The sequence below is a fragment of the Nocardioides luteus genome (genome assembly GCF_015752315.1).
GTDB lineage: Bacteria > Actinomycetota > Actinomycetes > Propionibacteriales > Nocardioidaceae > Nocardioides.
In genome coordinates this window covers 1,492,449-1,514,678 of sequence record NZ_JADOVJ010000001.1, presented here as the reverse complement: position 1 = coordinate 1,514,678, position 22,230 = coordinate 1,492,449, and the positions used below count along the sequence as shown (strand labels likewise).

Annotated in this window: 14 protein-coding genes and 1 tRNA gene; 1 reads left to right on the top strand and 14 read right to left on the bottom strand. The window is 70.6% G+C overall.

Annotated elements, in window-relative coordinates:
* Window positions 1–137 precede the first annotated feature (137 nt).
* Window positions 138–214: transfer RNA gene (locus HD557_RS07265), tRNA-Ile, on the top strand.
* Here the strand turns inward: HD557_RS07265 and HD557_RS07260 are convergent.
* The 14 genes from HD557_RS07260 to rhaI form a co-directional block, all read right to left on the bottom strand.
* A complete protein-coding gene (locus tag HD557_RS07260; protein WP_008364213.1) occupies window positions 209–1,171 on the bottom strand; it encodes a GNAT family N-acetyltransferase in 963 nt (320 codons plus the stop codon). The two genes, HD557_RS07265 and HD557_RS07260, sit on opposite strands and share 6 nt — an antisense overlap.
* 90 nt (window positions 1,172–1,261) lie before the next feature.
* Window positions 1,262–3,475: a transglycosylase domain-containing protein gene (locus tag HD557_RS07255; RefSeq protein WP_307785554.1), complete on the bottom strand. Its 2,214-nt coding sequence runs from the start codon at window positions 3,473–3,475 to the stop codon at window positions 1,262–1,264.
* A gap of 240 nt (window positions 3,476–3,715) precedes the next feature.
* A complete protein-coding gene (locus tag HD557_RS07250; RefSeq protein WP_008364211.1) occupies window positions 3,716–4,141 on the bottom strand; it encodes a ribonuclease domain-containing protein in 426 nt (141 codons plus the stop codon).
* A gap of 96 nt (window positions 4,142–4,237) precedes the next feature.
* Window positions 4,238–5,077, bottom strand: a complete 840-nt coding sequence (locus tag HD557_RS07245) for a hypothetical protein (protein WP_196873408.1) — start codon at window positions 5,075–5,077, stop codon at window positions 4,238–4,240.
* A 29-nt stretch (window positions 5,078–5,106) separates the two neighbouring features.
* Entirely contained in the window at window positions 5,107–7,875 is a 2,769-nt protein-coding gene (locus HD557_RS07240; RefSeq protein ID WP_196873407.1) for a family 78 glycoside hydrolase catalytic domain, read from the bottom strand.
* Between the two features lie 98 nt (window positions 7,876–7,973).
* Window positions 7,974–11,135 carry a family 78 glycoside hydrolase catalytic domain gene (locus tag HD557_RS07235; RefSeq protein WP_196873406.1) on the bottom strand — a complete coding sequence of 1,054 codons (3,162 nt, stop codon included), beginning with the start codon at window positions 11,133–11,135 and terminating at the stop codon, window positions 7,974–7,976.
* A 93-nt stretch (window positions 11,136–11,228) separates the two neighbouring features.
* The gene (locus HD557_RS07230) at window positions 11,229–11,837 is read right to left on the bottom strand and encodes a LutC/YkgG family protein (protein WP_196873405.1); all 609 of its coding nucleotides are present in this window, start codon (window positions 11,835–11,837) and stop codon (window positions 11,229–11,231) included.
* On the bottom strand, window positions 11,834–13,267 hold the full coding sequence (locus tag HD557_RS07225; RefSeq protein ID WP_196873404.1) for a lactate utilization protein B: 1,434 nt from the start codon (window positions 13,265–13,267) through the stop codon (window positions 11,834–11,836). Before HD557_RS07225 ends, HD557_RS07230 begins: the two co-directional genes overlap by 4 nt.
* The gene (locus tag HD557_RS07220; RefSeq protein WP_196873403.1) at window positions 13,264–14,019 is read right to left on the bottom strand and encodes a (Fe-S)-binding protein; all 756 of its coding nucleotides are present in this window, start codon (window positions 14,017–14,019) and stop codon (window positions 13,264–13,266) included. Before HD557_RS07220 ends, HD557_RS07225 begins: the two co-directional genes overlap by 4 nt.
* 38 nt (window positions 14,020–14,057) lie before the next feature.
* Window positions 14,058–14,279 (bottom strand): helix-turn-helix domain-containing protein, encoded by a 222-nt coding sequence (locus tag HD557_RS07215; protein ID WP_196873402.1) that lies wholly within the window; start codon window positions 14,277–14,279, stop codon window positions 14,058–14,060.
* 3 nt (window positions 14,280–14,282) lie between these two features.
* Window positions 14,283–17,387, bottom strand: a complete 3,105-nt coding sequence (locus HD557_RS07210; RefSeq protein WP_196873401.1) for a glycosyl hydrolase — start codon at window positions 17,385–17,387, stop codon at window positions 14,283–14,285.
* 23 nt (window positions 17,388–17,410) lie between these two features.
* A complete protein-coding gene (locus tag HD557_RS07205; RefSeq protein ID WP_196873400.1) occupies window positions 17,411–18,886 on the bottom strand; it encodes a rhamnulokinase in 1,476 nt (491 codons plus the stop codon).
* Window positions 18,883–20,913, bottom strand: coding sequence for a bifunctional aldolase/short-chain dehydrogenase (locus HD557_RS07200; RefSeq protein WP_196873399.1), 2,031 nt, complete (start codon window positions 20,911–20,913; stop codon window positions 18,883–18,885). The genes HD557_RS07205 and HD557_RS07200 overlap by 4 nt, the downstream gene beginning before the upstream one ends.
* A gap of 20 nt (window positions 20,914–20,933) precedes the next feature.
* On the bottom strand, window positions 20,934–22,103 hold the full coding sequence (gene rhaI, locus HD557_RS07195) for an L-rhamnose isomerase (RefSeq protein ID WP_008363933.1): 1,170 nt from the start codon (window positions 22,101–22,103) through the stop codon (window positions 20,934–20,936).
* Between the last annotated feature and the right edge of the window lie 127 nt (window positions 22,104–22,230).

The following is a 22,230-nucleotide window of genomic DNA, read 5'->3' as shown; positions in this document are numbered from 1 at the left end:
ATACACCTTGGCTCGACACCGACCGGCCCGTCGCTTCGACCCAGACGAAATTCCGATCTCCGGAATGGCACCTCGCCGGCCCGAGCAGGCCCTGGCCGATGACACGAAAGCCGCGTAGCGCCCGCTAGGATCTGCGCGGGCCGTTAGCTCAGTCGGTTAGAGCAGAGGACTCATAATCCTTGGGTCGCGGGTTCGAGCCCCGCACGGCCTACCAACGATCGGTGCGCTGGACCTCGTGCATCAGCTCGATCTTGCGGAAGCCGAACTGTCGGTTGATGCGCTGCATCACGTCGTTGGACGGGTCGGTCCAGGTGTGGATGCTGGTGCGTTCGGGGTGGTCCCGCTGCACGGCGGCGAGGGTGGCGACCTTGAGGGCCAGGCCGAGCTTGTGGCCACGGTGGGCGGACTTGACGAAGGTGTCGTCCTGGATGGCCTCGTCGCTGCCGTGGGCCAGGAAGATGACCGAGTAGCCGACCAGCTCGCCGGTGAGGATCTCGCGGGCGGCGGCGGTGATGCGGTCGTAGGAGCGGGCGGTGCTCTTCTCCGCCGAGCGGATGCGGTCGGCGGTGTGGGCGACCATGTCCTCCTGGGACTTGCCGGGCATCTCCTTGCCCATCTGGTTGCGCAGGCCGACGAACTGGGCGAGCAGGTCCTCGGGGGTGCGGTCCTCCCACATCAGGATCTCGTAGCCGAGCACGTTGAAGGGCTTGTGCGGCAGCGGGAGGTCGGCGGCGAGATGGTCCTCGCGGCGTACGGACTTGAAGCCGAGCGCCCGTGCGAAGGCCAGGGAGGACTTCGGGGGGATGGTCACCTCGGCAGTCGTCAGGGTGCGGCCGTTGGTGCGGCGTACGTCGTCGGCGGCTCGCCACAGCTCGGTGCCGACCCCGCGCCAGCGGTGCACGGGGAGGACGTGGATCCCGAGCTCGACGACGTGGCTGCGCTCCTCCTCGGGGAGATCGAGCTCGGCGATGCCGATCGTCTCGCCCTGCTCCTTCGCGGCGAGCAGCACCCGGCGGCCGTGGTCGTGCGGCATCCGCACCGAGTTGGCCAGCGCCTCGTAGGTGCGATGTGACGCGTAGGGTCGGTCGAAGGCCATCGATGCCGCCTCCACGGCGTACCAGGCCTTCAGAGCGGTGTCATCGTGGACGTCAACGGGGGCGATCACAGACACGGGCTCTATCTAACCGTGTCGAGCAAGGTGGCGGGAAGTGAGGTCCCCCAGCAAGCGTTGACACGTCATCTGATGCGGACCGGGGCCACGTCAGACCGGACCGGGCTCGGTCGACGGGTCGTCGGGATCAGGGTCCGGCGGACCGGGCGACTTGGTCGGCGTCGGAGTCGGCGTCGGAGTCGGAGTCGGAGTGGGGGTCGGCGTCGGCGTGGGCGTCGGCGTCGGGGTCGGGGACGGGGTGTTCGACGGCGACGGCTTCTCGGTCGGCGTCGGGTCGGGGCTCGGCGGCACGTAGGGCGCGTGACCCTCCTCGGGGGCGTCGCCGTCGAGCCAGGCCGGCGGCGGGAACTCCTCGTAGTCGAGCTCGTCGGTCAGCGGGCCCATGATCTCGACCCAGGTGTCGGCCGGGTAGTCGGCGCCGAAGAAGGTGTCGAGCCAGCCGTCGAGGGCGCCGCTGCCCTGCCCCCGGCTGTAGGCGACCGCGGTGGAGAGCTGCGGGGTGTAGCCGACGAACCAGGCCGAGGAGACCTCGTCCTTGTCGTTGGTCGCGGTGCCGGTCTTGCCGGCGGCCGGCTGGACCACCGCGCTGGCGGCCTGGCCGGTGCCGCTGGAGACGACCTGCTGGAGGGCGTAGGAGGTGTCGTCGGCGACCTCCTCGTCCATCGCCCGACGGCGGGTCTCGGTGTCGTCGTGCTCGTAGAGCACGGTGCCGTCGGCGTCGACCACCTTGGAGACGACGAAGACGTCGTTGTGCACTCCCCCGTTGGCGATCGTGGCGTAGGAGTTGGCCATGTTGATCGGGCTGACCGTCGAGTTGCCCAGCGTGAGCAGGAAGTTGTCGGGACGCATGTCGCCGCCGGACTTCATCGGGATGCCCGGGTAGTTGGCGTCGCTGCGGTCGCCGCGCGGGATGCCCGCGCGTACGGCCATGTCGTAGACGTCCTTGCTGCCGTTGGGCAGGGAGTCGGACATCTCCACGAAGGCGGTGTTGATCGAGTCCTCCATCGCCTGGAGGCTGCTGACGTTGGCGCCGTAGCTGTGACCGTTCGGGTCGGCGGCGCTCTGGCCGGAGTTGCGTACCGGCAGGCCGTTGAAGTCCTTGGGAGAGTTGCCGTCCCAGGTGTCCTTGAGCGAGTAGCCGGCCTTCAGAGCCGCCGCCATCGTGAACGCCTTCATCGTCGACCCGGCCATGGTGGCGCTGCTCGCGGCCCAGTTGATCTGCGAGTCGAGGTAGTCCTGGCCGCCGTAGAAGCCGCGCAGGGCGCCGGTCTTGACGTCGACGGTGGCCGCGCCGACGTGGAGCTCGTCGGAGACGTCGCCCTCGACGTACGCATTCTTGTCCTCCGGACGTACGTCGTTGACCGCCTCCTCCACGGTCTTCATCGTCTTCTTGGTCAGCGTGGTGGTGATCCGCAGGCCGCCACCGTTGATCTCGTCCTCGGTGACCAGCGGGTTGCCCTGCTCGTCCTTGAGCTTGAGGAGCTCGTCACGGACCAGCTTGAGCGCGTGGCCCTTCTGGCCGCCGTAGCGGCTGTCGGAGCGCGGCTTCTTGAACTTCGGCAGCGCGGCCTTGGCCTTCTCCCCCTCGGCGGCGTCGACCATGCCCATCTTGACCATCGAGTTGATGACGTATCGGTAGCGGCCGTCGAGCTCGGCGACCGCCTCCTCGCCGTTGCTCGGGTCGAGGTCGTTGGGGTCGTTGAGGATCGCGGCCAGCGCGGCCGCCTCGCGGAGGTTGATCTCGGCGGCCGGCTTGCCGAAGTAGGCGTTCGAGGCGGCCTCGATGCCGTAGGCGCCGCGGCCGAAGTAGATGGTGTTGAGGTAGCCGGCGAGGATCTCCTCCTTGGACTTCTGCCGGCTGATCTTCAGCGAGATGACCGCTTCCTTCACCTTCCGGGTGTAGGTGCGCTCCTGGGTGAGGTAGAGGTTCTTGACGTACTGCTGCGTGATCGTCGAGGCACCGGACTGGGTGCCGCCGGTGTTGTTGTTGACCAGCGCGCGCACGATGCCCTTGATGTCGATGCCGCTGTTCTTCCAGAACGTGCGGTCCTCGGCGGCGACCGCCGCGTCCTTCATCAGCTGCGGGATCTCGTCGAAGGGGAGCGAGTCACGGTCCTGGGAGTCGGCGATGTAACGGCCGATCTCCTCCTTGCCGCCGCGGTAGTAGACGAAGGAGGTCTCCTTCTCGTAGGCGGCGTTGGCGTTGGGGATCGGGATGGCGTTGTAGGCCACGATCACACCCAGGGTGCCGATCAGCGCGCCCACCAGAATCAGCACGGAGAAGGCCTTCAGAACCTTCTTCACCCGCTTCTTCTTCGGCTTCGGCGTGGGTGTGTAAGGCGGATTGCCCTGCCAGCTCAAGTTGTCCCCTCCCGCGGTCACAAACGCCACTAAGGGTACGGCGGGCTCCCACGCCCGACGCGATCCTCGGCGTCGTGTCCAGAACGTCTCAGCGGGGTCTCAGGTTGCACGTGGCGTACGAAAGGGCCTCTGACCTGGGCGAGCGCGTCGGTGTCGGCCCAGGCCAGAGGCCCCTTCGAGGAGTCAGACCAGCTTGTAGAAGGTGCTGTAGTGGTCCGGGGTGAAGTACACCGCACCGGAACTGCGGTCGACGACGATCCGGTAGGACTGGCGAGCGGCGCCACAGGCGCGCGGGGTGACGTCGAACTCGAGGTAGGAGCGGCCGGTAGGCAGCTCGCCCTCGTAGTTGTTGTAGGTGCCGCCGGCGAAGTTGCAGGTTCCGGTGGGGGCCCAGTCGTACCAGCCGCGGGTGGAGGGATAGCCCATCGACTTCCAGGTGCTGTTGGAGCTGCGCGCCTCCGCACAGCCGCTGTGGGTGCAGCTCGGGTTGTAGTAGGCGCTCGCGGACGGAGCGGTGGCGAGACCGGCACCGACGAGGCCGGTGGTGGCGACGAGGGCTGCGAGGAGCAGCTTGACGATGGTGAGCACGGAGCGGTTCTTCCCGGACATGAATCCTCCAGTGTGTGCGTTACGGACGCAGGTAATTCTGCTACCTGGCCTACCCCGATAGGGGCTCCCGAGGTCACGACCTGGTGAACTCTTGCCTCACTCCCAGCCGCAGTGGCCGGGCAGGAAGTCGTAGAGCGCGGCCTTCTGCGGCTTGCTGAGCGGCAGGAAGTAGGCCGCCTCCTCGGGCATGCCGGGACCGCCGACGTGGACCCGGAAGAGGCTGCCGACCTTGTCGTCGGCCAGGGCGTGCGGGTCGCACCGGGCGGGTAGGACCCGCAGCTCCAGCGTGGTCGGCTCGCCGGTCATCGGGTGCGGGGTCGAGCGCGGCCAGGTGGGCGTCTCGGAGGCGAGCTGGAAGAGCACGGTGCCCTCCCAGCCGTCGAAGGTGACCTCCGGGGCCTTCTCGGTCGGGGCGAACCTGACCGGGAGGACGAAGACGCTCTGCTTGCCCTCGCCCTCGACCCGGGGCTCGCCCACGGTGATCTCGGCCGCCTCGGTCAGGGTGCGCTCGGCGCAGTCGCGGTCGAGGAGGCGGTCGATGTTGGCGTACCTGTCCTCGGCTGTGCCTGTGCTGGTGCGCCACTCCTCCTTGCCTGTCTCGCGCCAGGTGATCGTCAGGTCGGCGTCGCCGCCCTCGCCGCACTTTCCGCGGGGCATGTCGAAGTCGAAGTCCATCTCGGGGTCGACCGGTTCCGAGCCCTTCCATCCGGCCCGGAACCGGTCGCTGCTCACCTCGAGGCGTGAGACCTCGATCGAGGAGCCGGTGTCGTTGACGAGGCGTACGAACGCCTCCCCGGTGTTGCGCTGCAGCCGGGTCTGGTCGAGGTAGGCGGTCAGCCCGTCGGGCCAGTCCGTCTCCTGCGGCTCGCTCGTGCCACAGGCGGCCAGGATCGTCCCGAGCAGGAGAACCGCGGCCGGCGCGGCGATTCGGCGCATTGCGGCAGGTTAGCGGAGTCACCGGCTGCTCACGCTCCCTTCGTGAAGTTCCACTCGCCGGACCCGATCCGGTAGGAGGTGATGCCGCTCTGTGTGCCGAGGCGCTCCGGGGCGGTCCCGCCGGGGCCTGTGGCCAGGTAGGAGCCTTCGGGGAGGCGTACGACGGCGGTGACGTTGACCGGGATCGTGGCGCGGAGGGTGATGGTGTCGGCTGTCCGGGTCCAGGCGGAGGCGACGCGGCCGCGCTGGGTGACCACGGAGCCGTTGGCGTGGGTCAGGCCGGTGGCCGGGACGCCGAGCTCTACCTCGGCGGCGCCGGGGGCGGTGGTGCGGATGCCGAGCACCGACTCGGTGATGTCGACGATGCCGCGCGAGCCCCAGCCGTGGGAGGCGCTGTTGGCCGAGCCGCTCAGCTCCCAGGCCTCGGGGGTGAAGGTGCCGCCCTTCGCGAGCCAGCCGGCCCAGCCGTAGTCGTCCTCGTCGGTGAGCAGGTCGAGGACGCCTTCCTCGGCTCCGGAGTCGGCGAGGGCCTCGAGCAGCACGTGGGCGGTCATCGGCCCCTGCTTCATCCCCATGCCCGCGAGGTGCTCACCGAGCGCGGGGACGTCCTGGGCCGGTGCGATGCCGAAGGCGATGGCGTACGAGGTGGCGTGCTGGCCGGCGTGGGCGGACCGGGTGCCGTCGGCGAACAGACCGTCGACGTAGGTGCCGTCGGCCTTGCGCAGCGTCTGGTTCATCCGTGCGGCGAGAGCGTCGGCATCCGAGCGCAGGCCGGCGATCTCGGCGTCGGGTCGGTCCAGCTCCTCGCCGATCAGCGCGACCTTACGGAGCACGTCGACGCCGAGGGCGTTGACCGTCGTCCTGGCGGCGGTGGTCATGTCGTAGCCGAAGCGGCCGTGGGCGGGCCAGTCGACGATGCCGTACAGGTACTGGCCGGAGCCGCCGGAGAGGTTGGTGACCAGGCCCTGGGTCGGGCCGCTGGTGGCGATGTGGCGGCGGATGTAGCCGGCGGTGGCGGTGAGGTTGTCGTAGGCGTCCGCGAGGACGGCCTTGTCGCCGGTCTCGAGGTAGTAGCGCCAGATCCAGTCGGGGACGACCTCGGTGAAGTCGGGGATGTCGCGCTTGCCGTCGCCGTTGGGGTAGACCGCGTTGTAGCGGCCGGCGTCGTTGCCGGACCACCAGTAGCGCTCCTGGCTGAGCAGGAACTCCCGGATCGCCTGGCGCGAGGCGACCCGCTCGCGCTGTGCGGACATCAGGCCGACCGAGATGTTGGCGGTGTCGTGGAGGAACTGGCCCTGCTCACGGGTCGGGGTGTCGACGAAGGTCTCCTGGACCGAGTAGCGCAGCGAGCGGTCCATCAGGTCCCAGACGTCGTCGAGGACGGCATCCGAGCTCTCGAAGGTGGCGGCACCGTCCTCGTCGTAGGCGGTGTGGACGACGGTCGCGGTCACGTCCTCCGCGGTGATCTCCTCCCCCGCGCCCGGGATCTCGAGATAGCGGAAGCCGAGGTGGCCGACCGCCCGGTAGTCCTGGACGCCGGCGGCCTGGGTGTAGGGGAAGGACATGTTGGTGCTCTGCGTCGAGAGGCCCGTGGTCGAGACCCGGCCGGTGTCGGCGAGGTCATAGCCGGCCCGTATCGGGACCTGTCGCCCGGCGATGCCGTCGTCGAAGTGGACGCCGGGGCGTGCCGGGATGATACGGCCGAAGTCGGCGACCGGGGTGCCGTCGCCGGCCCGGAGGATGCGCTCGGGGTGGACGACGGTCTCCTCGAGCCGGGTCTGCTGGCCCTCGAGGTGGGTGAACGGCGCCACCGGATGCCGTCCGAGGACGACCGCGGCGTTCCAGGTCGTGTCGTCGTAGCCGCGCGCGGTCCAGTCGCCGATCGCCGCGGCGGCCTGGCCGTCGAGGTGCTCGATCCACAGGCCTTCGCCGTTGCGGGTGCCGACGGTGACGTACGGGCCGCGGCGGACCTTCCAGGAGCCGTCGGTGACGATCGTGGTCGTCTCGCCGTCGGCGTAGGTGAGCTCGAGCTTCAGGAGCGCGCCGGGGGTGCCCGCGGCGCGGCCCTGGCCGCCGCTGAACCAGTGCAGCTTGAGCCCGAGGGCGAGGGGCTCGCCGGGCGTGACCAGGTGGGTGACGTCCGCGGCCTGGTAGTAGCCCTCGCTCGGGTAGCCGAAGTTGCTCATCCGGTCGGCCTGCTCGCCGCCGAGATAGAGCTCGGCGGTGTGGCTGGCGGCGAGGTAGCTGCGGGCACGGACGACCCTGCCGTCCGGAACGTCGACCTCGGTGCGGGCCAGGGTCCATTCGTCGCGCTCCTGGGCGGGGTTGTCAGCGGTGCCCGGTGGTCGCCTGATCCAGCTCGCGCCGGCCCAGTCGGTGTCGCCGATGCCGGTCTCGAACGCTGCCCTCTCGGACCACCGTGAGGGCAGCCTGTGGCGGTCCCAGGTCATGACCCGCCAGGTGTAGCTGCTGCCGGGCTCGAGGGCCTCCCCGGCGTAGTCGACGTAGGACTGCTGCGCGGAGGTGACCTTGCGGGAGTCCCAGACGATCTCACCGGCCGCGTCGCGTACCTCGATCTTGTAGGCGGTCTGCACCTCGTTGGCGTCGCTGTCCTGGGGCACCCAGCCGAATCGTGGCGTCAGGTCGGTGTTCAGGGGATGGCGGACGTCGTCGACGGCCAGACCGACGGGCCGGTCAGGAGCCGTGTTGCCCGAGGCCGCCCCTGACGGGGAGACGGCGGCCGAGAGGCTGGTGGCGACGAGGGCGCTGGTGACGATCGCGGCCAGACGGAGCTTCATGGGGTCCTCCGAGCGAGTTGATACGTTGCCGTGGCCGGGTCCGGCCACAGCCTTCGGGTTCAGCCTTCGGGTTCAGCCTTCGGGTTCAGCGTTCGGGTTCAGCAGACGGCGCGAAGCCGCTCGACCTCCGGGCTCTCGCCCGAGGTCGTGGTGATCACGTGGCAGCCGGAGGGCACGCCCCGGATCACCAGGTACTCGCCCTCACGGGTCGCGGGCACCGGGCGCCCGTCGAGGAACAGCTGGTCTCCGGACGACGACGGCACGAGGACCTCGGCCCGGGAGTTGCCCGGGACGCTCACGCCGACGTCGATGCCGCGCGCGGTCGTGGCGTACGCCGCACCGATGCGTCCGCGGAGGGTCGGGAGCGTGACATGCGCCCACGGGACGCCGTCGGGCTGCGGCCGGACGCGGAACTCCTCGTAGCCGGGCACCAGCGGCTCGATGCCGAACATGCCCTGCGGCACGTTGTAGGCCGGGGACGCCGCCCAGGGGTGCGACCACGTCATGTTGGACTTCAGCGAGGTGTCCCAGGCCTCGGCGGTGGCGCCGGCGCCCTTCGCGATCATGTTGAGCCAGCTGCGGAGGCCGTTGCTGGTCAGCAGCTGGTGTGCGACGTCTCCGCGGTCGCCCTCGTAGAGGGCCTCGAGGACGAAGGCGGCGCAGTAGACGCTGCAGGCCATGCCACGAGTGCCGATGTAGTCCGCAGCCCGTTGTGCGACCTCGCCCTCGGCGAGCCCGAACGCGGTGGCGAAGACGCTGGCCTGGAACGCCCAGTGCTGGATCGGCGTGCCGTCGGCGTCGAGGCCGTCGCGGAAGGCCCCCTTGTCCGGGTCCCACAGCCTGTCGTCGGCAGCGGTCCGAAGCCGGTCGGCGATGGCGGTGTACGTCGCCGCGTCACCGTCGCGGCCCAGCGCCGTCGCGATCTCCGCCATGTCGCGGAACGAGCGGTGGCCGATCGCGTTGATGACAGTGTTGTAGGGCCGGAAGACGTAGCCGTCGCGCTCCGAGGCCGGCCAGTCGACGATGTCGCAGTCGGTGCACGTGCCGCCGGTCAGACCGGTGTCCTTCCGGATGAGGCCGGTCGACGGCTCGACCCACTCGAGAGGCAGCTTCTCCTGCAGCGCGGTGTAGTTGCGGGCCAGGGCCGCGGTGTCACCGGTCTGCTGCCAGGAGTCGTGGAAGGCCAGGATCGTGTACATCGGCCACTCGGTCGGCCAGGTCCTGCGGGTGAGCAGGAACTCCAGGGAGTAGTTGCCCAGGGTCGGGTCGCTGGAGACGAAGAAGTTGGCCATCATCTGCAGGTAGCTGTCGGCCTCGTACGCACCGCGCTCACGGCTCCAGGAGTCGACGTAGAGGTCGTGGTTGGTGGCCTCGATCGTGTTGCGCAACAGCTCCCAGACGCGGTCGAGGTCGTCGTCGGCGGAGTCGAAGACCGCCTCGTCGGTGTCGAAGGGATAGACCTGCGCCAGGGCCGGGAAGTCGGCCGCGCCCAGACCGGTGGGAGCACCGATGACCTCGGCGTAGCGGAAGACCCGCATGCCCCAGGTCTCCAGGTGCTGCTCGCCGGCGCGCAGCGTCCACCGGTCCTGGTAGGTGTTGCCGGTGCGCATGGCGTACCGCACCGTCTGGGGCGCGGACAGCTCTTCGCCGAACCGGAGGTCGAGCACCTGTCCTGCCGTGCCGTCGAGGTCCAGGGAGAGACCGCCGATCCACGTACGTCCGTAGTCGATGAAGTAGTGCCCGGGCGCCCTCTCCACCACGGTGACCGGCTCCTTCAGCTGCTGCTGCACCTTCGCCGTGGGGGCGGCGCGGAGGTCGCCGAAGGCCGGACGCACCGCCGCGTCGCTCCATGCGGCGTCGTCGAAGCCCGGCTCGGCGAAGCCGTCGGGCCAGTGGGCCGCTTGCAGGTTCTCCTTCGGCGCCGAGAAGAACGAGGTCCCGATGCTGCCGGCGGCGGGGAAGGTCTTCGCCCCGGCGAGGGTCCGCCAGTGCGGGCCGCTCACGACGACGTCGCGGGTGCCGTCGGCGTACTCCACGACGAGCCGGCCGAGGAAGCGCCGGTCGCTGCTCGTCCAGCCGAGTACGCCGATCGCGTTGCCGGCCCCCGGCCGCAGCGCGGCGGTCACGTCGAAGCCGTCGTAGCGGGCCTCGCCGCGGATCGGCTGCGTCGGGCCGAGGCCGACGAACCGGCCGTTGAGCCAGGCCTTGTAGACGTACTGCCGGCCCGGTGCGGTGGAGGATGCGGTCGCATAGAGGGTGGCGGCGGCGATCGGCTTGTCAGGCAGCGTGAACTCGTGCCGGAGGAAGGCCCAGTCCTGCGATGCGACGCCGTAGAGGCAGTTGGCGTTCGTGCCGACCTCGAGCCAGCCGCCCACGGCGGCGCCACAGGCGAAGTCGCTGCCGGCGGAGAAGTCGTCGGCGTAGAGGACCTCGCCGGAGGCGGAGGTGACGGTCAGGTCGTCCCACGCGTTGCGCTCGGACCCGCCGGTGCGGAAGCCGACCGAGCCGGCAGCGAAGTCGGTGAGCGTGCGGGTGTCGATGAGGGTGTCGTCGAGCCACGTGCGGATGGTGGTTCCCGCTGCCTCGATGCGCAGCCGATAGGAGGTGCCGCGGACGAGAGGCTCGGGCAGCGGCACCGAGTCCAGCTGGGTGAAGGTCCCGCTCACGCGCTTGTGGGGAGCGAAGGTGTTCACCCCGTCGCCTCGGAACTGCCACATGTAGTAGTTGTTCGTGTCCTGCGCGCGGAACGCGATGGTGGCGTTCTGCGTCGCGATCCGGAAGGTGGTGTCGATGGTGACGTCGCCCCAGGCGGTCGCGCGGGCCGCGGGGAGCCAGATGGGCTGGGCCTGGCCCCACTCCTGCCTGGGACCGGTGGTGAAGGTGGAGACCTCCGACCAGTCAGAGCTCTTCCCACGGCCGTCCCAGGTGCGTACGCGCCATCGGTAGGTCTGCTCGGGCTCGAGCCTCGGACCGGCGTAGGGCACGTTGGTGCTCGCCGAGGACGTGACGCGACCGGAGTCCCAGACGCCGGCTGCGCCGATGCCCTCGCTGATCCGGGCGACCTGTACGCGGTAGGCGCTCTGCTCGGCGAAGGGGACCTGCCAGGCCAGCAGCGGCGAGCCGAGGTCCTCGACGTCACGCGGCGAGGACAGCTGCGAGACGGTGAGGTGGGTGGCTGTCGCGCCGTCCACCGCGGCGGCCGGGACGGGGATCGAGACGGCGAGCACGCCGATGACGATCGCGGCCAGACGGAGCTTCATGAGGGTCCTCCGGAGCGTGATTGATACGTTTCACTGCTACCCGGAGACTATGACGACCGTCACAAGGACCGGAAGGGTCGTGGCCGGATCCGGTCACTGTTCGCGGGCGACCACCAGAACATGGAGGGTGCGAGGACCGTGGACGCCCTCGACACGGTCGAGCTCGATGTCGCTGGTGGCCGAGGGGCCGCTGATCCAGGTCAGCGGCCGGGCGGGGTCGAGGAGGGCGACGGCGTCGGGTACGTCGGGAACGACCTGGTTCTCGCGGACGATGCAGATGTGGGTGTCGGGAACCAGGGAGATGGCTCGGCGGCCCTGGCCGGGGGCGTGGTCGAGCACGATCGTGCCGGTCTCGGCGATGCCGACGCGGGCCTCGGTGACGACGGCCGCGATCCGGTCCAGCTCCGCGGCGGTCAGGGTGCCGTCATCGACGACGTCGCCGGGGACATGGACCGACAGGCCGGGCGGGACGACGACCTGACCGGCCGGGAGCGCGGCGGCGATGCGGTCCTCGAGCTCGTCGGCTCGGCAGCGCTCGACCACGGCACGGTAGTCGGCCACGCGCTCGGCGAAGAGGTCGACGACGTCAGGGGTCACGACGGGCGCGAGGTCCCGCGGCGCAGAGGGTTCGGCGGGCTCGAGCGTCGAGCCGGCGAGTGCCTCGCGGACTCGGGCGAGGATCTCGGTGCGGGCGTCGGTCATGCGTCGTCCTTTCCGCCGTTCGCACGTTGCCACCAGGCCCGGAAGCTCTCCCCCGGGGCGTGTGGAAGGTCGCGCGCGCCGGTCCAGGCGGTGGGGCCGAAGCGGCGCGCGAAGCGCATCCCGAGACCGGTGAGGCGCTCGAGGGCGGAGAGGCGGCGCGAGCGCCCCAGGACGTACGCCGCGCCCTTCATCGCCGCGGCCTCCGGCTTCGGCACGCCACCTCGGTGGGCGTCGACCACCTGGGCGCGCAGGTCGACCAGGACCGAGGGGATGTCGATGCGTACCGGGCAGACCTCGAAGCAGGCGCCGCACAGGCTCGAGGCATACGGCAGGGAGTCGGTCTGGTCGTCGTGGCCGACGCCCTTCAGCAGCGGGTTGAGGATGGCGCCGATCGGGCCCGGGTAGACCGAGCCGTACGCATGGCCGCCGGTGCGCTCGTAGACCGGGCAGACGTTGAGGCAGGCCGAGCAGCGGATGCAGCGCAGCGCCTGCCGGCCGACCTCGTCGGCGAGCGCCCGGGTGCGACCGTTGTCGAGCAGCACGACGTGCACCTCCTGCGGGCCGTCGCCGGGGGTGACGCCGCTCCAGGTGGAGGTGTAGGGGTTCATCCGCTCGCCGGTCGAGGACCGCGGCAGCAGCCGGAGCATCGGGCCGAGGTCCTCCCAGCGGGAGACGACCTTCTCGATGCCGACCACCGAGACGAGCACCTCGGGCAGGGTCAGGCACATCCGGCCGTTGCCCTCCGACTCGACGACCACGAGGGTGCCGGTCTCGGCCACCGCGAAGTTGGCGCCGGAGACGCCGACCTTGGCGCGCAGGAACTTCTCGCGCAGGTGCTCCCGGGCCGCCGCCGCGAGCACTGCCGGCTCGTCGGTCAGGTCCTCCGGCGCAGGGCGGCCCGCGGCCGCCATCCTCGACCGGAAGATCTCGCGGATCTCCGCCCGGTTGCGGTGGATGGCCGGCACGAGGATGTGCGACGGCAGGTCGTCGCCGAGCTGCACGATCAGCTCGGCCAGATCGGTCTCCCAGGCCGCGATGCCGTCGGCGGCCAGCGCCTCGTTGAGCCCGATCTCCTGGGTCACCATCGACTTGACCTTCACGACCTCCTCCGCGGCGTGCGCCTTGGCGATCGAGGCGACGATCGCGTTGGCCTCGGCGGCGTCACGGGCCCAGTGGACGGTCGCGCCGTTGGCGGTGAGGGTCTCCTCGAGGCGTACGAGCTGGGTGTCGAGGTCGAGCAGCGCCCGCTCCTTGACCGCGGCACCGGTCAGGCGCAGCTCCTCCCAATCCTCCACCTCGGCGACGACCCTGGCCCGTTTGGCGCGGATGGTGCCGGTGGCGTGGGCCAGGTTGTGGCGCAGCTGGGAGTCGGCGAGGGCCTCGCGGGCGGCCGTCGGGAAGGCGGGCATGCCGACGAAGGTCCCGCTCATCGGAGCGTTCCTTCGATCGAGCGCGCCTCGGTCGAAGCGAGGATCTCGGCGAGGTGGACGGTGCGTACGCCCGAACGTTGCCGGGAGAGCACACCGCCGATGTGGGTCAGGCAGGAGTTGTCGCCGGCGACCACGATCTCGGCGCCGGTCTCGCGGATGTGGCGGGCCTTGTCGGCACCCATCGCGACCGAGGTGTCGGCGTTCTTGACCGCGAAGGTGCCGCCGAAGCCGCAGCACTGGTCGGCGCCGGGCAGGTCGACGAGGCGGATCCCGCGCACCGCCTCGAGCAGCTGTCTCGGCCGGTCCCCCACTCCCAGCATCCGCAGCGAGTGGCAGGTCGGGTGGTAGGTCACCCGGTGCGGGTAGTAGGCGCCGACGTCGGTCACTTTCAGGACGTCGACCAGGAATTCGGAGAGCTCGTAGACCTTCGGCCCGACCTCCGCGACGGCCTCCTGGAGGGCCGGGTCACCGGAGCGGCGGGCGACGATCGAGTGCTGGTGCCGAGCCGAGCCGGCGCACGACCCGGACGGGGTCACGACGGCGTCGTAGCCGGCGAAGGCGTCCACGAACGTACGCACCACCGGGACCGCCTCGTCCAGATAGCCGGTGTTGACCATCGGCTGCCCGCAGCAGGTCTGCGCCATGGGGAAGTCCACCTCGACGCCGAGACGGCGTAGGAGGCGGACGACGGCCTGCCCCGTGCTCGGGTAGAGGGCGTCGTTGATGCAGGTGACCATCAGCGCGACTCGCATCGGCAGCCTCCTTCGTGTTGTCGTGCCATCAAATCAGTTCAGATGAGTCCGGTGCGTACGGCCCGCACGACCGCCTCCACACTCGTCCCCGCGCCGAGCGCATCGGCAGCCGCCCGCAGGCGCCTCCGCACGGTGCGCTCGGAGACGCCCAGCGCCCGCGCGATCCGCTCGATCGTGTAGCCCCGGGCGAACAGCGCCAGCACCTCCACCTCGTCCTCCGGAAGGTCGGTGGAAGGTCGTACGCCGCCCGAGGCTGCCACGGTTCACTCCTGTCTCAGCGTCGTGCTGACGTAGGGCACCAGGCGGACCGGTCCGGCGAGCCCGTAGCTCTGCCTGGCCGCCACGCCGTATACCGACGGGGTGACGGTGCGCAGCCGGTTGAGCAGGGTCGAGGCGACCTCGACCTCGATCGTGTTGGAGCCGGGGACCAGCGTGTGGCCGAGGTCGACGACCGGGTCCATCGGGTCGCACGGCGGCAGCAGCTCGCCGTTGATGCGGATCCGGAAGGTGTCGTTGACCTCGCCGAGCTCCAGGAAGGCGCCATCATCATCGGTCCAGTCGGTGCCGAGGTCGACGGTGGTGCGGTAGCGACCGATGCCGGAGACGTCCTCGAGGCCGGCGACCTTCGACCAGGACTGCAGCTCCACGAGGTCGCGGGCGATGACCTCCTTCGTGGTGGCTAGGTCCTTCGGGTCGGCCGGGTTGGCCGGCTTCCAGTCCTCGACCTCGAGGTGCCACGACGCCGGCACGACGGGCTCGCGGACGCGGTCGACGGTGACGGTCACGGTCCGACCGTCGGCCTCGGTCAGGTCGAAGCTGCCTGCGGTCGTCGTGCGCAACGCGACGTTGGCGCCCCGCGCCACCACGGTCTGACCAGCGGTGGCGACGGGGAGAACGGAGCGGGCCACGCCCGCGCCCGGGGCCGCGAGGGCGACCACGGTGGACTGGCCCGGGACGAGATCGACCCGGACCCGGACCCGGTCGCCGGCGCGCTCGTAGCCGGCGATCCGGGTGACCCGACCGGTCCAGGCGTCCAGCAGCCACGGCACCGCGGCGCGGTCGGTGGCGGTCAGCCAGACGTCCTGCTGCACCGGGTTGAGCCGGCGATTCTCGGCATGCCTCGCGTTGGCGAGGTAGTAGAGGTCGATGTCGCCGGTGACCCGGCGGACGTGCATGACGGTGGAGTCGGCGTGCTCGACGTCGCGTACGACTCCGAGGGCGGCCAGCGCGGTGCCGACCTCGGCCTCGGCGACGGTGCGGGTGGTCGGCAGTGCGCCGATCCGGGCCATCAGCGATCGGACCTCGGCGGTCGCCGCGGCGTCGTCGCGGCCGGCCGGCGTGACCTGCGACCAGTCGCCGATGAGCACGATCGGCAGGCCCTTGCGGCCGAGCGCGAGCAGCCGCTCCGCTCCGTCGATCTCCATCGTGAACGCGTTGCCGCGCAGGTTGTCGGGGCCGACGACGACGGCCTTGTAGGCCGGGCCGTCCGGCGCCAGCCGGCCCTCGGCGAAGTCGACACCGTCGAGCGCGAGCAGCGAGGCGCTGACGAAGGAGTGCGACCAGCCGAGCTTCGTGCCGTTGTTGGTGATCCACTGCGGGCCGATGCCGGTGGATGCCCAGCCCTTGTGGCGCCAGAAGGCGACGTCGTACCTCGGCGTCCCGGTCTGGAGCACCAGCTGGGTGCGGGCGAGGTAGGCCGCGATGCCGGGGACGTGCTCCCACTGCGGGGTGCGTGGCCCCCAGGCCTCGCCGAAGCCGATCGCGTTGTTGTAGTAGGGCGAGAAGGCGGCGAAGCCGGGCCAGGTCACCTCGGGTGCCTTGGCGTAGGGGAAGCCGTGGATCATCAGCTGGTTCACGCCCGCGACGAAGATGCTGTTGATGGTGAACAGCGCCTGGTTCTGGGCGGTCGGGCTGGTGCCGTTGGCGCCCCAGGTCGTGTTGTAGGCCGCACCGTTGTAGCAGATCGCCTCGCAGGAGAGGACCGTGTGGCCGGCGAGGTCGCGACCGGCCGCCATGACACGGTAGTCGTCGAGGTTCTTGAAGCCGAGCGACTCGGTCTCGGGGACGTCGACCACCGCCGCATGCTGCATGGTGTCGGTCTCGAGGCCGTAGGGCTGGATCCGGATGCCCATGCCCAGCGACCTCGCGAACTCCTGCATCGGGCGCAGGTGCTGGTCGCGGTAGAGGTCGGAGAGGACGATGTTGTAGTCGTCGCGGATCTCGTTGGTGCGCAGGTTGTCCGCGGTCGCCGGGTCGGCGGCGGCCAGGGAGAACTGGTACTTCTCGTCCTTCTCCAGCACGAACGGCAGCCACGGCCGTAGGTCGTAGCCGTGCCTGGCCTCGAACTCGTCGAGGAAGTCTCGGGTCCAGATCGTCGCCTCGGTCTCGATCTCCAGCGAGTCCTCGAAGAGGTAGCCGCCGGCCTTCCGGAGCAGGGTTCGCAGCTCGCCGTCGAGAACCCGGTCCTGCCACAGGTCGATCACCTTCTGCGCGCCGCGGCGGCTGAAGTGGTCGACGACGTAGGCGCGCGGCGAGGTGTGCGGCCCGGCCTCGGGCTCCTGGCCCGAGCCGCGCTGCCAGGTGGCGAGCAGGACCCAGGTGGCGCCGGCGGGATCGGCCGGCGCGGTCCAGGTGAGGTGCTCGCCGTCGACCTCTTCGCTCAGGTCGAGGTAGGAGGCTGGGTCGAGGATCGTGCTGGTGATGTTGTTGTTGCGGTCGCGTACGTAGCCGGTGACGCGGTGGGCCTGCACCGTGACCAGCTCCGAACGTGTCACCGACGATGCCGGCTCCACGACGGGCTCGGGCGGGGCGGCGTCGTAGGTCGAGCCGGCGGTCACCGTCGCCTGCCCGTGCACCAGCTCGGTGCAGGCCGCATCGTCGTCGGGCGTGATCGTCGGGACCGCGGCGGGCCAGGAAGGACCGACCGTGACGTCGACACGTACGCCCCGCTTCGCGGCCTGGGCGAGCGCTGCCTTCACGCCGGCCACCCACGGGGCGCTCCCCCAGCCGTAGGTCGCGACGTCGATGTCGATGTTGCGGGCGCGCAGGCTGTGGGTGACGTCGGCGACCTCCAGCACGCCGAAGCCGGCGTCGGCGACCTGGTCGACCTCGCGGGCGATCTCGACGGGGTCGACGAGGCCGTGCGGCCACCACCAGCGGAAGCCGGCGGCGGTGGTGGTGCCGGGCTTGCGGAAGGCCTTCGTGAAGGCGTCGGGGAGGCCCGTGGAGGCCGCGGCCTCGGCGGCTTCGGCGGCCTGCGCGGGGATGGTGCCGGTCGCGCCGGTGACGGCAGCGGTGCCGAGGGTGGCGGCCGCGGCGCCGAAGAGCGCGCGGCGGCTGAGCCGGGCGGTGGAGAGGGAGTCGGTCATGTGGGGCCTTCTTGTCGATCAGGTCAGGAGATGCGCGCCTCGGCGGCGGCCCAGTCGAGGCCGTCGCGCGGCTCGAAGCGGCGTACGTCGTAGGAGCGGCGGACGAGGTCGCGCATCGCGGGCACGTCGGACAGGTCGGCCCCGAGGGACCTGCCCTGGATCAGGACGTTGCCGAGCGCGGCCGCCTCGACCGGGCCGGCGAGCACCGGCAGGCCGCAGGCGTCGGCGGTCAGCTGGCAGAGCAGCTCGTTCTGCGAGCCGCCGCCGACCACGTGGACGACCTCGGGCGAGGTGCCGGCGAGGGTGGCCGCGGTGCGGACGTGGCGGCGGTACGCGACGGCGAGGCTGTCCAGGATGCAGCGGGTGACCGCGGCCGGCGAGTGCGGGACCGCCTCGCCGGACTCGGCGGCCAGGGCGGCGATCCGCTCCGGCATCGGGTCGGCCGAGGTGCTCGGGAAGAGCAATCGCGGATCGTTGATGTCGACCACCGTACGCAGCGGCTCGAGCTCCGCCGCGGCCGCGAGCAGCGAGTGAAGCTCGGCGCCCTGGTGGCCCCGCTCGCTCCACGAGCGCAGCGACTCGGACAGGACCCACAGGCCCATCACGTTCTTGAGGAATCGGATGGTGCCGTCGACACCGACCTCGTTGGTGAAGTCGGCGAGCCGGGCCTCCTCGGTCAGCACCGGACGGTCCAGCTCGAGGCCGACCAGCGACCAGGTGCCCGAGGAGATGTAGGCGAACTCCCGGGTCTCCGCGGGGACCGCGACGACGGCGGAGGCGGTGTCGTGGGAGCCCACCGCGACCACGGGCACATCCGCGGACGCGCCCAGTTCCTCGGCGACGTCGGGCAGCAGCGGGCCGAGGAGGGAGCCCGGGTCCCGGAGGGGCGGGAGGATCCCTTCGGGAAGCCCGAGCTCCTGGCACAGGTCGACCGCCCAGGTGCCGTGGCGGACGTCGTAGAGCTGGGTGGTCGAGGCGTTGGTGCGCTCCGCGCCGATGGCGCCGGTCAGCCAGTAGCCGAGCAGGTCCGGCAGCAGCAGCATCGTCTCGGCGGAGTCGAGGACGGTCGTCCCCCGCGCCGCGACGAGCTGGTAGAGCGTGTTGAACGGGAGCTGCTGGATGCCGGTCGTGGCGTAGAGCCTGGTCGCGCCGAGCTGGGCGACGACCTTCTCGGCGACCCCCTCGACGCGGGCGTCGCGGTGGCTGAAGACCTGGCCGAGCAGCTGGCCGTCGTGGTCCAGCAGCCCGTGGTCGATGGCCCAGGAGTCGATCCCGATGCCGTCCAGCGGCCCGGTCCGGGCGACCTCGCGGATGCCGGCGAGCACCTCACGGTGGATGCCGAGCACGTCCCAGAAGAGCGAGCCGCGGACGCGTACCGCCGCGTTGGGGAAGCGGTGCAGCTCGTCGAGCTCGACCCGGTCGCCACCGATCCGGCCGGACATCACCCGGCCGGAGGTGGCACCCAGGTCGACCGCCGCAACCCTGAGGTGTCTGCTCATCGCAAGAACGCCGCCGCGACGCCGGCGTCGACGGGGACGTGCAGACCGGTGGTGTGCGTCAGGTCCGGTCCGCAGAGCACGAAGACGGCGTTGGCGATGTTCTCCGGGAGCACCTCGCGCTTGAGCAGGGTGCGCTGGGCGTAGAACTTGCCGAGCTCCTCCTCCTTGACGCCGTAGACCTCGGCGCGCTTGGCGCCCCAGCCGCCGGCGAAGATGCCGGAGCCCTGGACGACGCCGTCGGGGTTGATCCCGTTGACCTTGATGCCGTGCTCGCCGAGCTCGGCCGCCAGCAGCCGGACCTGGTGGGCCTGGTCGGCCTTCGCGGCGCCGTACGCGACGTTGTTCGGGCCGGCGAAGAGCGAGTTCTTCGAGGAGATGTAGACGATGTCGCCGCCCATCTCCTGCTCGATCAGCACCTTGGCCGCCGCCTTCGAGACCAGGAACGAGCCCTTGGCCATCACGTCGTGCTGGAGGTCCCAGTCGCGCTCGGTGGTCTCCAGCAGCGACTTGGACAGCGACAGGCCGGCGTTGTTGACCACCAGATCCACGCCGCCGAAGGCGAGCACCGCGGCGGCGAACATCGCCTGGACGGCCGACTCGTCGGAGACGTCGGCGGCGAGGCCGACGGCGACGTCCGGCCCGCCGATCTCGGCGGCCGCCGCCTCGGCCTTGGCGAGGTCGAGGTCGGCGATCACGACGCAGGCACCCTCGGCGGCCAGCCGCTTCGCGGTCGCCTTGCCGATGCCGGAGGCGGCGCCGGTGACGAGCGCGACCCGGGTGGCGAGGGGCTTCGGCGCGGGCATCCGCTGGAGTTTGGCCTCCTCGAGCGCCCAGTACTCGATCCGGAACTTCTCCGACTCGTCGATCGGGCCGTACGTCGAGAGCCCCTCGGCGCCGCGCATGACGTTGATCGCGTTGACGTAGAACTCCCCCGCCACCCGGGCGGTCTGCTTGTTCTTGCCGAAGGAGAACATGCCGACGCCCGGGACGAGGACGATGAGCGGGTCCTTGCCGCGGATCGCGGGGCTGTTCTCGTCGGCGTGACGGTCGTAGTAGGCCTGGTAGTCCTCGCGGTAGGTCACCGCGAGCTCCTTCAGCCGGGCGACGCTCTCCTCGACGGTCGCGGTGGCCGGGAGGTCGAGCACCAGCGGCTTGACCTTGGTGCGCAGGAAGTGGTCGGGGCAGGAGGTGCCGAGCTCGGCCAGCCGCGGGTGGGCCTCGTGGGCCAGGAAGTCGAGGACCACCTCGGAGTCGTCGAAGTGGCCGACCATCGGTTGGTCCGCCGAGGCGAAGCCACGGATCGTGGGGGCGAGAGCCGCTGCCTTCGTACGCCGCTCCTGGTCCGGGAGGGCCGCGTAGCCCTCGAGCGCCGGACCGAACGGCTCGGCCTTGCTGTGCTCGGCGATGTAGGCGGCGGCAGTGTCGATGATCCAGAGCGAGTTCTTCTCGGCCTCCTCGGACGTGTCGCCCCAGGCGGTGATGCCGTGGCCACCGAGGATGCAGCCGACCGCCTGGGGGTTCTTCGCCTTGATCTCGGCGATGTCGAGGCCGAGCTGGAAGCCGGGGCGGCGCCACGGCACCCAGACGACCTGGTCGCCGAAGATCGTGGTGGTCAGCGCCTCGCCGTCGGCGGCCGTCGCGATCGCGATGCCGGAGTCGGGGTGGAGGTGGTCGACGTGCTTGGCGTCGACGAGGCCGTGCATGGCGGTGTCGATCGAGGGGGCCGCGCCGCCCTTGCCGTGCAGGCAGTAGTCGAACGCGGCGACCATCTCGTCCTCACGCTCGACGCCCGGGTAGACGTCGACCAGCGCGCGCATCCGGTCGAGCCGGAGCACGGCGAGGCCGCTCTCCGTCAGCGTGCCGAGGTCGCCGCCGGAGCCCTTCACCCAGAGGAGCTCGACGTCCTGGCCGGTCACCGGGTCGGTCGCGGTGCCCTTGGCGGAGGTGTTGCCGCCGGCGTAGTTGGTGTTCTTCGGATCGGCGCCGAGACGGTTCGAGCGCGCGATCAGGTCTTCTGCGGTGGTCATCGGTTTCCCGTTCTCGTGGTTCACAGCCATCCGGCCTGGGTGCCGCCGACGCGGGCGGCCTCGATCTGTTCCTGGTAGCCGCTGGCGAGGTAGGCGCGCATCGGGTCCGCGGGTAGGCCACGGTCCTCACGCCACCCGCCGAGGTCGGCGCGTACGTCGGTGTAGAAGGCGTCCATGAAGATCTCGTTGGCCAGGAGTACGTCGCCGTCCTCCTGCGCCCGGGCGAGAGCATCGGTGTCGAGGAGCAGCGCCCGTGCGGACATCTCCTGGACGTTGAGCACGGACCGGATCTGGCCCGGGATCTTCTTCTCGATGTTGTGGCACTGGTCGAGCATGAACGCGACGCCGCCCTCCTTCACCGGCTTGAAGCCGCCGCCGCGAACCACCTCGGCGATGATCCGGAAGAGCTGGAACGGGTCGGCGGCACCGACGATCAGGTCGTCGTCGGCGTAGAAGCGGCTGTTGAAGTCGAAGGAGCCGAGCTTCCCGAGCCGCAGCAGCTGCATCACGATGAACTCGATGTTGGTGCCGGGCGCGTGGTGGCCGGTGTCGAGACAGACGACGGCCCGGTCGCCGAGCGCGCTGACCTGGGCGAACGAGGTGCCCCAGTCCGGGACGTCGGTGTGGTAGAACGCCGGCTCGAAGAACTTGTACTCGAGGACGAGGCGCTGGTCGTCGCCGAGGCGCTCGTAGATCGTGGCGAGGGACTCGGCGAGCCGGTCCTGGCGGCCACGCATGTCGGCCTGGCCCGGGTAGTTGGAGCCCTCGGCGAGCCAGATCTTCAGATCGCGCGAGCCGGTCGCGTTCATCACCTCGATGCACTCGAAGTGGTGGTCGATCGCCTTCTGCCGGATCTTGGCGTCGGCGTGGGTGAGGGCGCCGAGCTTGTAGTCGTCGTCCTGGAAGGTGTTGGAGTTGATCGTGCCGAGCGCGATCCCCTGGTCCTCGGCGTAGCTGCGCAGGGCGGCGTAGTCGTCGACCTTGTCCCACGGGATGTGCAGCGCGACGCTCGGCGCCAGCCCGGTGAAGCGGTGGACGGTCGCCGCGTCGGCGATCTTCTCCTCGGGGGTGCGCGGCGTGCCCGGGGTGCCGAAGACCTTGAACCGGGTCCCCGAGTTTCCGTAGGCCCACGAGGGGACCTCGATCTCGAGGGCGGCCAGGTCGCCCGAGATCTGGTCGAACGTCGTCATCGGAGAGCCTCTCTATCTGCGAGTTGAAAGGTTTCAAAGCGCGCATCCGACGTTAGTGGCGCACGTCACTCGCGTCAAGAGGGGCACCGATCTTGCTTCGTTTCAACGCGGTGTCTCCGCATCGGCA